Source organism: Hyphomicrobium sp. B1 (assembly GCF_049532635.1).
GTDB lineage: Bacteria > Pseudomonadota > Alphaproteobacteria > Rhizobiales > Hyphomicrobiaceae > Hyphomicrobium_B.
In genome coordinates, this window is sequence record NZ_CP134871.1 from 3,737,165 (window position 1) to 3,749,773 (window position 12,609).

The 12,609-nt window shown below is 58.3% G+C and carries 10 protein-coding genes; 4 read left to right on the plus strand and 6 right to left on the minus strand.

The annotated features are described in order from the left end of the window. Positions 1-2: 2 nt before the first annotated feature. The 5 genes from ureC to RLW55_RS17855 all read right to left on the minus strand — a co-directional run bounded on the left by ureC (position 3) and on the right by RLW55_RS17855 (position 6,057). The gene (ureC, locus tag RLW55_RS17835; RefSeq protein WP_423414945.1) at positions 3-1,712 is read right to left on the minus strand and encodes an urease subunit alpha; all 1,710 of its coding nucleotides are present in this window, start codon (positions 1,710-1,712) and stop codon (positions 3-5) included. Next, positions 1,712-2,338 carry an urease subunit gamma gene (locus RLW55_RS17840; protein WP_409562981.1) on the minus strand — a complete coding sequence of 209 codons (627 nt, stop codon included), beginning with the start codon at positions 2,336-2,338 and terminating at the stop codon, positions 1,712-1,714. The genes ureC and RLW55_RS17840 overlap by 1 nt, the downstream gene beginning before the upstream one ends. Positions 2,339-2,352: 14 nt before the next feature. After that, a complete protein-coding gene (locus RLW55_RS17845; RefSeq protein ID WP_423414946.1) occupies positions 2,353-3,219 on the minus strand; it encodes an urease accessory protein UreD in 867 nt (288 codons plus the stop codon). Positions 3,220-3,503: 284 nt separating this feature from the next. Continuing rightward, positions 3,504-4,622: a porin gene (locus RLW55_RS17850; protein WP_423414947.1), complete on the minus strand. Its 1,119-nt coding sequence runs from the start codon at positions 4,620-4,622 to the stop codon at positions 3,504-3,506. A 517-nt stretch (positions 4,623-5,139) separates the two neighbouring features. After that, positions 5,140-6,057, minus strand: a complete 918-nt coding sequence (locus tag RLW55_RS17855; protein ID WP_423414948.1) for a LysR substrate-binding domain-containing protein — start codon at positions 6,055-6,057, stop codon at positions 5,140-5,142. Positions 6,058-6,195: 138 nt separating this feature from the next. Between RLW55_RS17855 and RLW55_RS17860 the strand changes: the two genes are divergently transcribed. Next, on the plus strand, positions 6,196-7,305 hold the full coding sequence (locus RLW55_RS17860) for a polyamine ABC transporter substrate-binding protein (RefSeq protein ID WP_423414949.1): 1,110 nt from the start codon (positions 6,196-6,198) through the stop codon (positions 7,303-7,305). A gap of 56 nt (positions 7,306-7,361) precedes the next feature. Beyond that, positions 7,362-8,378: an agmatinase gene (gene speB / locus RLW55_RS17865; RefSeq protein ID WP_423414950.1), complete on the plus strand. Its 1,017-nt coding sequence runs from the start codon at positions 7,362-7,364 to the stop codon at positions 8,376-8,378. Positions 8,379-8,424: 46 nt separating this feature from the next. Here speB and RLW55_RS17870 read toward each other — a convergent pair whose 3' ends face one another. Beyond that, on the minus strand, positions 8,425-8,922 hold the full coding sequence (locus RLW55_RS17870) for a DUF2165 family protein (protein WP_409562975.1): 498 nt from the start codon (positions 8,920-8,922) through the stop codon (positions 8,425-8,427). 234 nt (positions 8,923-9,156) lie between these two features. Between RLW55_RS17870 and RLW55_RS17875 the strand changes: the two genes are divergently transcribed. After that, positions 9,157-10,614, plus strand: coding sequence for an HlyD family secretion protein (locus RLW55_RS17875; RefSeq protein WP_423414951.1), 1,458 nt, complete (start codon positions 9,157-9,159; stop codon positions 10,612-10,614). An 11-nt stretch (positions 10,615-10,625) separates the two neighbouring features. Beyond that, positions 10,626-12,596, plus strand: coding sequence for a glycosyltransferase (locus RLW55_RS17880; protein ID WP_423414952.1), 1,971 nt, complete (start codon positions 10,626-10,628; stop codon positions 12,594-12,596). Positions 12,597-12,609 lie beyond the last annotated feature (13 nt).

Genomic DNA, 12,609 nt, shown 5'->3' on the forward strand with positions numbered 1-12,609 from the left:
CCTCAGAACAGAAAATAGCGTTGCGCCATCGGGAGCTCCTTGGCCGGTTCGCAAACAAGAAGCTCGCCGTCTGCCGTCACCCGATAAGTTTCGCTGTCGATCTCGATATGCGGTGTTGCGCCATTGTGAACCATGCTCTTCTTCGAAATCCCCTCTCGCACGTTCTCGACCGGAATGAGCTTCTTTTCGACCTTGAGCCGATCCGCCAAGCCTTTGTCGAGCGACGTTTTCGAAACGAACGTCAGCGAGCTTCGCGTCAGCGATTTGCCGAAGGATGCAAACATCGGCCGGTAGTGGACAGGCTGCGGCGTCGGGATTGAAGCATTCGGATCGCCCATCGCCGCTACGGTAATCGAACCCGCCTTCAAGACAAGATTCGGTTTCACACCGAACAATGCCGGCGACCAGATCACCAAGTCAGCAAGCTTGCCGACCTCGACCGAGCCGATGTGCTGCGATACACCGTGAGCGATGGCCGGATTGATCGTGTACTTGGCGATATAGCGCTTCGCCCGTTGGTTATCGTTCTCGCCATCGCCGGGAAGCGCGCCGCGCTGCTTCTTCATCTTGTCCGCGGTCTGCCACGTGCGAATGATCACCTCGCCGATACGCCCCATGGCTTGGCTATCCGACGACATCATCGAGAGCGCGCCGAGATCATGCAGAATATCTTCCGCTGCGATCGTCTCTTTCCTGATCCGGCTTTCCGCAAATGCCAGATCTTCGGGAATGGACGCATGAAGATGATGGCAAACCATCAACATATCTAGATGCTCGTCGAGCGTATTGACGGTGAACGGCTTCGTCGGATTGGTCGACGACGGCAAGACGTTCGCGTATCCCGCAACCTTCATGATGTCCGGTGCATGGCCGCCGCCCGCACCTTCGGTATGAAACGCATGAATCGTGCGCCCCTTGAAAGCGGCAATCGTATCTTCCACGAAGCCGCTTTCGTTGAGCGTATCCGAATGGATCATCACCTGCACGTCGTGCTCGTCGGCGACGGACAAGCAGCAGTCGATGGCCGCGGGCGTCGTGCCCCAGTCTTCATGCAGCTTCAGCGCGCACGCACCGGCTTCAACCTGCTCCACCAATCCCTGCGGCAGCGACGCATTGCCCTTGCCCGCAAACCCGAGATTGATCGGAAAAGCGTCGGCTGCTTCGATCATGCGCTGGAGATGCCAAGCGCCCGGCGTGCACGTGGTAGCATTGGTTCCAGTCGCAGGCCCCGTGCCGCCGCCGAGCATCGACGTGATGCCAGCCGCCAGCGCTTCGTCGATCTGCTGCGGACAGATGAAATGGATATGCGTATCGAACGCGCCTGCGGTAACGATCTTGCCCTCGCCCGCAATCACCTCCGTACCCGGCCCGATGACGATGTCGACGCCCGGCTGAACATCAGGATTACCGGCCTTACCGATGCCTGCAATCAATCCGTCCTTCAGACCGATATCGGCCTTGACGATTCCCCAGTGGTCGATGATCAGAGCATTCGTGATCACCGTATCGACGGCGCCCTGTGAGCGGGACAACTGCGACTGCCCCATGCCGTCGCGAATGACCTTGCCGCCGCCGAACTTCACCTCTTCGCCGTAGATCGTGAAATCCTTCTCGACCTCGACGAAGAGCGACGTATCGGCCAAGCGAACCTTGTCGCCGGTCGTGGGTCCGAACATGTCGGCATAAGCGGCGCGAGAAATGCGGGCGGCCATCAGAGTTTTCCCATCACGTCTTGGCGGAATCCATAAACCGTTCGGGCTCCCGAATAGGGAACCAGCGTTACTTCCCGCGTCTGTCCCGGCTCGAAACGCACGGCCGTACCGGAAGCAATATCGAGGCGCATGCCGCGCGCCATCTCGCGTTCGAATTCGAGCGCCGGATTGGTTTCGAAGAAATGATAATGGCTGCCAACCTGAATCGGGCGGTCACCTGTGTTCGCAACTTTCAGCGTCAACGTAGACGCGCCCACGTTAAGTTCAATATCGCCATCGGGCGTAATGAACTCGCCCGCGATGATCGTCGTCGCATCGCTGCCACCCCGGATCGGTTGATGGACGGTGACAAGCTTCGTTCCATCCGGAAACGTCGCCTCGACCTGCACGTCTTCGATCATCTCCGCTATGCCGTCCATCACCTGATCGCGCGTCAGTACACGCGCACCAAGTTGCATCAACTCAGCAACCGAACGGCCGTCGCGTGCGCCCTCCACCACTACATCGGTAATCAGCGCTATCGCTTCCGGATAATTGAGCTTGACGCCGCGCGCGAGCCTGCGCCGCGCCACATCCGCAGCCATCGCAATCAGCAGCTTATCTTTCTCTCGCGGAGTTAGAAGCATTCGGCCCTCTAAAGCTAAATCGACCAGACACGTGGCAACGGAATTCGCGACAACTGCCGCAAAACCGCAGTGACGACACTTCGGACGTCGAATGGATCGCGACCGGCAAGACGCACGATCAGCATCCCGTTCCAGGCGCTGGCGCCGCCGTCGATCCTGTCAGTCTCGACAATGGACCGGACCATCGGCAAACGCTCTTCCGCATCCGGTGCGAGGAACACGAGCGTCGCGACAGCACATGCGCCGTTACCGACTGCAGCCTTCTCCGCAATTTCTGAAATCGCGCCGACCAGTCGAACGTCGTCGGCGAACACCAACCCAGCGCCGCGGCGAATACGCCAATGATCGCGAAACGCCCCCGTGCTCAATCTCTCGCCGCGCGCCACGCGACCAAATACGGTGCTTTCGACAGCAAGAACGGAGGCGTTCTCAGCCATCTCGATCGTCAGCGAACGTTCGAGCCCGCTGCCATCGAACAGGATCGTCTCTTGCGGCATCCATACCAAGTTCGCGCCGTCGCCGACGTGAACTTCCGCCGCCAACACAACGGGCTTGTCCTCAGCGCGATAGATCTTCTCGGCTGATTGTGTGGTGATACAGACGTTGGCGTTACTCGCGGCAACAAAGCTCATCCGCACTTCATCGCCGCCAGCCAGCCCGCCAGCGGTATTCAACACGACCGCCTCGCACCATTCTCCGGCCTTCGGAGTTCTGAGGCGCAAGCCACCGGTTTCGAACGTATCGATCAGCTTGGTCGTGCGCTCGGCGCGCGCGAACGTGCCGCGCACCTCGGCGCTCGCACGCACATAAGAGGGGATGGCCGGAAGGCTAGACTGAAACGCGTTGGCGAACATCGGGCGATTGCAACTCTGCTTGGCCACCGGATAACACGATAAAGCCTCACTCCATGACTGCAAGGGACGACTGCAAGAAAAGCCGTCACTCCGCTCCCGCGCAAATTCGAAGTCCTGCTGACCGCGATGATGGCCATTTCGCCCTTCCTGCGCAAACAAGAAATCACCGGCGGCGGTCGTCCTGCGATTGGCTCACAGAGAACGAATGAAGGGTCTTTATCGTTAAATCATGAGAAAAATAAAAGGAGACATGCGAACCTCCCGGGAGAAGGGATGAAGGCGCATGTCTCCTAAGTGGCAGAAGTGTTTTCTTAGAACTGAAGCTGCAGACCGCCTATGAACCGGTCGATATCTCTGTCTCCTGCGTTGTCGACATTCTGCCGGGAATAGAGAGCGGACAGGCGCGCATCGTGGCCTTTGATGATGTAGTTGGTGCCCACCGAATATTCGCTGATGTCCGGACCGTGATCCTGGTCGAACTCTTGGTAGCGGAACACCGGCTGGAATTTGCCCGGCCCAACCTTCTGATTGATGAGATAGCTCGTGAGCAGCATGTAGCTTGTCCCATCCGCCAAGCCATTGCCCGTCGGGAGCGATGTATCGATGCCGCTCGTGTCATAGACGTAATAGGCACCTTCGAGCGTGAAGACGTCCCCGCCCCACACTTTCTTCTGCATCAATGCGTCAATGTTAAAGCCGCCAAAGTCACCAGAGTGCGTTCCGTCGCTCGCCGCGCCATTTTGATACTGCCCAACCACCGCGACCGAGAGAATCTCTTTCTCGCCGTAGTAGTCGCTCGACGTGTAGTAGCCAGACTCCTTGTCCCAGAAGTCATACTGCAAACGGCCCGCGAACAACGGTCCACTCGCAGTTGGCGTACTGCAGCTGTTGTCTCCGGCTGTGCAGCCTTGGAATCCGCCAAGCTCATATTTGAACTTGCCGATGTCGCCCCAAACGGAGCCGCCGTTGTCGCGACCGGCGAAGATCGCGGGATAAGCGCTGACAAACGGATATTCCCAGGTTCCCAAATAGTATGGACCGTCAAGATTGGCGCGATCGCTCGGCGCCAGCATGCGGCCTGCCCAGATGTTGAACGACGGGGTAAACTCGAGGCGCAAAATCGCGTCAAGCGTTCTCATCCGAGAAATGTCCGACGTGTCGTCTGGCGCGTGATCAATTTCCGTGTTGTAGGTGAAGCCGATAATCTTGGTGAACTGCCCGTTCGCGTAGATACGAGCGCTGTTCAATGAAAAGTCATCGGTGTCTTTGGCATCTGGGTTGTAGATGTACTGCCCACGAATGCCAGCGCCGAAGCTGATCCAGGAGTCATCGTCCCAAAGCTGAAATTTCTCTCCCGCAGAAGCGGCCGAACCGCTTGCGAGAACCAACGTGCAGACGGCCGCAGCCAATCCCCACCTAGATCGTGTCATCAGAAAATTCCCCCCGGAATTCGACGAGAGCCAAAAGCGTGAAATTCGAAGCAGACGGCAGTGCCAAGCTCGGCACCGTGGAAATCTGCAGCTTCAAGACTCTAGTCACGCTTCCGGAAATTCCGAAATGAATCCAATAGCTTGCGTGCTCGAAATTGGACCAGCGGATGCGTGCTTTTTGAGCACGCCGGGCACTCTCGAAAAGACGGACAAAAAATTTATAGATATCAGGCGCTTGAGTGAAAAAACCTAACATTGAACTTGAAGAATATACGTCAAACGCGATGAAAGTCCGGGCACTCATTTTCTGCCCGACAAAATACCCGATCCAGTAAAACCGAGCACGCCGTTGTGGTTTTGCGACAGATCCAAAAGGTGCGGGTATTGCTCGTTACGAATCTAAGAACCTCGGCGCCAGCATTTGTCAGGTGCACTTAAGTCCAGATGTGCGTCTCAGTGGTGCCGTGCAGCGAGCACACAAATCTCCGGCCACCATCAGGGAGACAAATCACAGTTCCTACTCGATCCCCATGACGGCCTTATGCCGGGCGATCTCCCCGATCAGCCACGCGCGGAAATCGCGGACCCCGGCATGGGAAGACGCCCCTGGTCGCTGAGCAAGACTGTAGCAGTTGGGAATGCGTCGCCGAATGCGAAATGGCTCGACCAGCAGCCCGCGGGCCAACAGATCTTCAGCCATGATATTATCGGCAAGCGCAACGCCACCGCCATTGACGGCCTCTCGAATGGCCAGCGACGGATCGTGAAAAATTGCGCCGGTGTTGGGATCGACACCCTTGGCGCCCTCTCCGACGATCCACTCCTCCCACCACGCCGTCGTGTTTTCGTGCAGCAGTCGATGTTTCGCCAAGTCGCGCGGGTTCCGGAGCGCCTTTCTGCCGGTCATCAGCGACGGCGCACAAACCGGAATGATGATCAGCTTAAGCAGAGGCGTCAGCGCTGGATCGTCAACCTCGTCGCTCGTAAAAAGCACGCGCAGATCGGCCCGCGCATTGCCACCCTTGCCGGCGTCGTCATGTGTCGAAACCTCTAGCTCGCACTCCGGATGCAACGCCCGGAAATGCGGCAGCCGATCCGCGAGCCATAGGTTCATGAACGTCGCATTGATCGACAGCGTCACCCGCTGGCGCTTGCGCCGCCGCGCCGGACCATACGCGCTCACTTCTTCCGTTGAATCCTGAATGATCTTGAACGCCTCGCCGAGACGGCGCGCGTAATGCACGGCCTTTTCCGTCAATTGCACCTGACGGAACCCGCGCTCGAAGAGAGGAACGCCCAGCGCATCTTCCAGCGTACGGATGTGGCGGCTCACAGCCGATGGGCTGAGCTTCAATTCCTCCGCCGCATCCTTGAAGCTCAGCAGCCGGGCCGAGGCTTCGAATGCGCGGATCGCGTTGAGAGAAGGCAATGGCATGCGAGACGGGCCTTCAGATGAGTTTTACTCAACTCATTCCCCAGGAAATACCGTTTGTCGCCGCAACGTGCAAGCCGCATCGTTTGCTTCTCATTCATTCGCAATTCCGGTCTTCAACCTTTTCTGGAGGGTGACGTCATGCGTCCGCTCGGCCTGCTCACATCTTGTGCAATTGCACTTTCTCTGGTCGCAGCTTCGCCTGCAGCGAATGCCATTTCGACCGAAGACAAGAACGTCAACATCTACTTCTGGTACGACTACGTCTCGCCGGACGTGATCAAGGACTTCGAAAAGCAAACCGGCGACAAGGTCGTTTACGACACGTTCGAGTCGACGGAAATGATGACGACAAAGGTCCTGACTGGAAAAACCGGTTACGACATCGTCCTGCCAACCGCCTCGTCGATCGGTCGGCTCATCCAGGCAGGCGCGCTCCAGAAGCTCGACAAGAGCAAGCTCGCCGTACTGAAAGACTTTAATCCCGACATCATGAAGTTCGTCGCGACTGAAGATCCCGGCAATCAATACGGTGTGCCCTACGCTTATGGAACCACCGGCATCATGTATAATCCGGCATTGATCGAGAAGCGCATGAAGAACGCGCCGGTCAACAGCCTGGACATTATCTTCAAGCCCGAGCTTGCAGCGAAATTTCAAGACTGCGGCATCGCCATGATCGACTCGCCTGAAGGCGTCATGTCGATTGCGCTCAACTATCTCGGCTTCGATCCGTTTACGACCGACAAAGCCGAACTCGAAAAGGCGAGCAAGTTGCTCGACTCCATTCGCCCCTATATCCGTCACTTCAAAACCGGCGCAATCATCAACGACCTCGCCCAGGGCGACGTCTGCCTGGCGCTCGGCTGGAGCGGCGACGCTTATATCGCCGCAGGCCGCGCCGCCGACGCCAAGAAAGGCGTCGAGGTGCGCTATTCGATCCCGAAAGAAGGCACTGAAATCTTCGCTGACATGATCACGCTTCCCGCAGACGCGCCGCATCCCGAGAACGCGTATGCGTTCATCAATTTTCTTCTGGCGTCGAAGAACATCGCGACATTCACTAACAACTATTGGTATCCGAACGCAAACACCGCCGCGACGGAGTTCGTCACGGCAGAAATCAAGTCGGATCCGAACATCTATCCGCCCAAGGACATGATGGCCCAGCTCTTTGCCGCCCGCCCCCACGATCCGAAATCGCTACGCGATGTCAATCGCATCTGGACGCACTTCATGACCGGCGAATAACGCCGACTGCAGCGCCCAGTATCCAACAACCTGCATATCAAGACGGGAGAGAAACAATGTCGAAAACGTCCCACGCTCCGCTCCGCCCGAGGGAAACCGACTCGGCCGTCTTCGCCCCAAACATCATGGGCGGCTCGCACGAACCGATGTACGGCGGCGTGCTGTCGTTTATGCGCCGCAAGTTGTCCCGCGATTTGCGCAATGTCGACGTGGCCGTTTGGGGCATCCCCTTCGACGCCGCTGTCTCGAACCGGCCCGGCGCCCGCTTCGGACCGCAAGGCGTGCGCCGCGCCTCGGCGATCCTGGAAGGAGACCCGCAATACCCCTTCCACGCCGACCCGTTCGAAACGCTGGCCGTCGTCGATTACGGCGACTGCTCGCTCGATTACGGCCGGCATTTCGACGTACCCGCGCAGATCGAAGGCCAGGCACGAGAGATCGTTCAAGCTGGTGCGACGCTCCTGTCGATCGGCGGCGATCATTACGTCACCTGGCCACTGCTGAAAGCACACGCCGAAAAGCATGGGCCTATGGCGCTGGTGCAATTTGACGCTCACCAGGATACCTGGTTCGACGAGGAGGAACGCATCGACCACGGCTCGTTTGTAGCGCGCGCAGTCCGCGCCGGCATCATCATGCCGGAACGCTCGATCCAGGTCGGCATCAGAACGCACGCGCCAGAGGATTGCGGCATCGAGATCCTTTACGCGCATGACGTCGCCGACCTCGGCGTCTCCGGCGTCCTGAAGCGCATCGCGGCGCGCGTCGGCGACGCCAAGACCTATGTGACGTTCGACATCGATTCTCTCGACCCAGCCTATGCTCCGGGTACAGGAACGCCAGTGGCTGGCGGACTGTCATCGCGCGAAGCGCTGATGATCCTACGCGGCTTAGGCGATCTCGACATCGTCGGCGCGGATGTCGTGGAGGTTGCCCCAGCCTACGACCACGCCGACGTCACGTCGATCGCAGGCGCGGCCGTCCTGCAGCACTATCTCGGGCTGCTCGCCGAAAGAAAAGCAAAGCATGGCAAGAAGGACCTTCTCACGCGGGTCGCCGAACACTCACTCTGAGTTTGAGCCGCGACCGATGCCACGCCGCCTCGGTCGCGGCAACGTTTCAGGGGAGATCGCGATCGGGTTGGTTCACGAAGATCAAGACGGCGAGCACGGAGACATAAAACCGGAATGCCGCCTGCTGACCGTTCCAAGCCGGCGACTCCCACATCGCAAACCACTCGCCGCCCACCACCATGAAGCCGAAGAACCAGATCAGAAACGCGAGCGTGGATGCGGCAACAGCATAGCGTTTCGCGTCATTGAATGTTTCGGCGGAGGCGCGACGCACGCGCCACAACGCCGCCGCCCCCGCAACGAACAAAATACCGGTCAACGCCTCGGTTGTGATGATAGCGGCATACGCGATCTGCCAAAGCAGCGGTTCTGCTATCGCCCGATACTTGAGAGCGCTGGCAGTCGGTGTCGTGTCCATGCTCAGAACGTGCTGCACAAACACGTAATTCGTTTCGTAATCCGTGATGTTGTTGAATGCGACCAGCAGGCAAAACAGGCCCAGCACGAAACACATTATAATTTTCGCGTATCGCGTCGTTAGCATGCGCTCGTCCCCAAAAGTCGCCTCGCCGGCCGTTTCAGGCCGGATTCAAATACGTCAATCCTCTCAGGACCAAAAGACAGACATGCTTAAATAAGTATATATACGGTCAGCAAATCGTCTCCATTCGGATCATTTTTACTGCCGGTTTAATATCTAATTTAGAAAATATGCGATTATTAATTTATATATCGAATGTAACCTTCCACGCAGACAATTTTGCTTGCGTGGGTACCAATGTCCTCCCAACCCGTCGAACGCCGAACCGCATTTGCCCGCGGCGCGAAGATCCGCGCCGTACAGCCGCCGCCGTCGGAGCTTCCGAGCGCCGAGCAAACAGACGCCGAGACCTTAGCCGACGATAAATTTACGGCAACCGCTCAACTCGCGTATCTCGAGTCAGTCGTAAACGAATGGCAGGCGCCGAACGCCGCGCCGTCTCCTGCAGCGGATGCGGAGCCACCCGCTGACACGCCTCCGAAGCTGTCATCGCGACCCGCCGTCAGGTCGATGACGCTACTGAAATCTTTCGTTGCCGTCGCCGCCGCGATCGCGCTCGGATGGTTTCCTGTTCAGCGCCTTCTTGCCACGACCAGCGCCGAAGCCGTCGTGAACGCCCGCATCATCACGATAAGGGCGCCGATCGAAGGTGAAGTAACGATGGCGCAAAACGGCACGGATATCGGCAGTCCTTTTCGCGCCGATCAGAATATCCTGACGATCCGCAACACCCGCGCCGATTCAGTGCATCTGACGAACCTGCAGCGGGATCGAGACCAACTGCGCACGAACATTGGCGCACTCGAAGCTAAGAAAAATCTGCTTCGCAGCAGCCTGGAAGAGCTCAATGCCCAGCAAGAGCGATTTCGCCTCGGGCGCATCGCTCAGCTTGAGCAGCGCGTGCGGGAAGCAGATGCCAATATCGCTTCGGCACAGGCCCAATACGCGGTTGCTTCCGAAGCGCTCAAACGAGCAGCTGCATTGCGAAAGACCGACGCTGCCAGCCAAGCGTTCCTCGATAAGGCCCAAGGCGAAGCTCATGTAACAGAGCAAGCCATCCAGGCGCAAATCGAGCACAAGAAGGGCATTCTCGTCGAACTTAATGCCGCAAAAAATGGAACCTACGTCGGCGACAGCTATAACGACACACCGCAATCGGCGCAGCGTAAAATGGAAGTTTCCCTTGAACTTTCCGACGTTCAGGCTCGCCTCGATGGCAGTCAAATTCAGCTCGCCGCAATAGACGCTTCGATTGCCGCCGAACAAGCCCGTCAGGCGGAATTGGCGAAAGCCGATATTCACGCCAGCGTCAATGGACGAGTCTGGGAAATGCTCACCGCCCCGGGCGAGCACGTCAACGCTGGACAGGATTTGATGAAGCTCCTCGATTGCGGAAGCGCCATCGTCACGGCCAGCGTCAGCGAGACGGCCTACGAGCGCCTTTCGATCGGCCAACCGGCGACGTTTACGCCCCGCGATGGCGGCCCTGAGTTGCACGGCATCGTGGTCGGCTTGAATGGTCTCGCTGCAGTCGAGTCCAATACTGCAATCCAGCAGAGCGCCCTCTCGCGCGAGCCCTATCACGTCAGCCTCAAGTTTCCCGAACTGTCGAAGAGCTTCGATTGCAGGGTTGGCCGCTCCGGCCTCGTGAAATTCGCCGACGGCGGCAGCGTCTTCGCTGGAAGCCTCTACTGACGGACCGCACAATGAGCGCCGCTGCAGGAATGGGATATGCCGACGCGCTGTTACCGGCGCTGATTGTTGCCCTACTGGCGACAGCCATCCTGCCGTGGGTCAATCGCAACAACACGATCATCCGAACCTGCGCCATTCTTTTCGGCATCGCACTTGGCTGGCGATATATGTCATGGCGCATTTTCGATACCCTTCCCTCGGCAGACGATCCCCTCAATTTCACCACCGGCATTATTTTCACAGCCGTCGAAACGCTGACGATGATTGGCGCGACCATCTCCCAATTGTTCCTGACGCGCACGCGCAATCGCTCGCGCGACGCCGATCGCAACATCCCGCGGTTGCTGGCTCAGCGCGATCTGCCTAAAGTCGATGTCCTCATATGCACTTATAATGAAGACGAAAGCATTCTCGAGCGCACCATCATCGGCTCGCTCGCATTGACGTATCCGAATTTCCGCGTCTGGGTCTGCGACGACGGACGCCGCGTTTGGCTGAAAGCACTCTGTGAGCATCATGGCGTCGGCTACATCACCCGCGAAGAAAATTCCCACGCCAAAGCCGGCAACATCAACGCCGCACTGAAAAAGCTCGCCAAGCTCGACGAAAAGCCCGACTTCGTATCGATTCTGGATGCGGATTTCGTACCACTGCCCTCATTTCTGACACGCGCTGTATCGCTGGCGCTCGATGCCGACGTCGGCGTCGTCCAGACGCCTCAGCATTTCTTCAATCCCGACCCGGTGCAAAGCAATCTCGCGTTGACGCGCGTCTGGCCGGATGAGCAGCGCTTTTTCTTCGATATCGTCATGGCCTCGAAGGACGCCTGGAACGCCGCCTTCTGCTGCGGAACGTCGTCAGTCATTCGCTTCGACGCACTACAACGCATCGGTGGCTTTCCAACTGATTCCGTCACCGAAGATTATCTCCTCTCTCTCCGCCTGCGCGAAAAGGGCTTCCGGACCGTCTACTTAAACGAAGCCCTGTCACTGGGCTTAGCACCCGAGGGTCTCGCCGAATATAGCGGCCAGCGCAGCCGCTGGGCCTTGGGTTTCGTTCAAATCTGCCGCGGCCCGAGCGGACCGCTACGCCTCGGGAACAAATTGCCGATCGTCGATCGCATCATGCTCTGCGAGACGTTCCTGCATTGGTCGGCGACCCACCTCTTTCGACTTCTCGGTGTGATTGTGCCGGCTCTCTATCTGCTGTTTGGGATCGAGGCCGTCCACGCAAACGTCATTGATGCGATCTGGTATCTGGCGCCGTTCCTCGTCGCACAGTGGGCGATCTTCACGTGGTTGACGGAAGGCCGCGTGCTGCCGCTGATGACGGACCTCTATCAGATGCTCTGCTCCATGGACGTCTTGAAAGCGGTCGTCTCCGGCCTCTTGAAGCCGAAAGGCCAGAAATTCAAAGTGACGGCAAAGGGCGGCGATCGCAGTCGGCATTTTGTCCAGTGGCCGCTGCTGCGCATCTTCGGAACCCTCCTCGCCATCACGATGCTCGGCATTGCCAACGCGTTTCTTATGGATCAATCGCGCCCGCTTGCAGAGTCGAGCGCCATCGCACTTTTCTGGAGCTGGTATAACATCGTCGTGCTCACGCTCTGCTGCTACGTCTGTAGCGAGCAGCAACAGCGGCGCGCCGGTCAACGCTTCGAGATGGACCTTCCTGTTCGGTTGTCGGCGAAAACTTCGAGCGCCGTCTATCGCGCATCCGATATATCTGTCAGCGGCATGCATCTTCTCGGCAATGCGCCGCTTCCGATCGGTAGTACTGTCAACGCCCACTTCGCCGGCATCGACGTCGACGCCCACATCCGCCGATCGACGACAAACGGCTTCGGACTGGAATTCGAGCTGACGGAGCAAACGAAAGCTCAGGTCCTTCAGCTCATCTTTTCAGGCAAAGCGTCGACGGCCGTTACCCAAATCAAGCCGCACCTCGTCGCCAAGGCGCTCGCCGCGCGCGTGTTCAGGTAGCGATCAGGTCTTG

Excerpts from the sequence above, each read along its gene's own strand:
- ureC (WP_423414945.1), bottom strand. The coding sequence starts at position 1,712 with ATGGCCGCCCGCATTTCTCGCGCCGCTTATGCCGACATGTTCGGACCC.
- RLW55_RS17840 (WP_409562981.1), bottom strand. The coding sequence starts at position 2,338 with ATGCTTCTAACTCCGCGAGAGAAAGATAAGCTGCTGATTGCGATGGCT.
- RLW55_RS17850 (WP_423414947.1), bottom strand. The coding sequence starts at position 4,622 with ATGACACGATCTAGGTGGGGATTGGCTGCGGCCGTCTGCACGTTGGTT.
- RLW55_RS17855 (WP_423414948.1), bottom strand. The coding sequence starts at position 6,057 with ATGCCATTGCCTTCTCTCAACGCGATCCGCGCATTCGAAGCCTCGGCC.
- RLW55_RS17860 (WP_423414949.1), top strand. The coding sequence starts at position 6,196 with ATGCGTCCGCTCGGCCTGCTCACATCTTGTGCAATTGCACTTTCTCTG.
- speB (WP_423414950.1), top strand. The coding sequence starts at position 7,362 with ATGTCGAAAACGTCCCACGCTCCGCTCCGCCCGAGGGAAACCGACTCG.
- RLW55_RS17870 (WP_409562975.1), bottom strand. The coding sequence starts at position 8,922 with ATGCTAACGACGCGATACGCGAAAATTATAATGTGTTTCGTGCTGGGC.
- RLW55_RS17875 (WP_423414951.1), top strand. The coding sequence starts at position 9,157 with ATGTCCTCCCAACCCGTCGAACGCCGAACCGCATTTGCCCGCGGCGCG.
- RLW55_RS17880 (WP_423414952.1), top strand. The coding sequence starts at position 10,626 with ATGAGCGCCGCTGCAGGAATGGGATATGCCGACGCGCTGTTACCGGCG.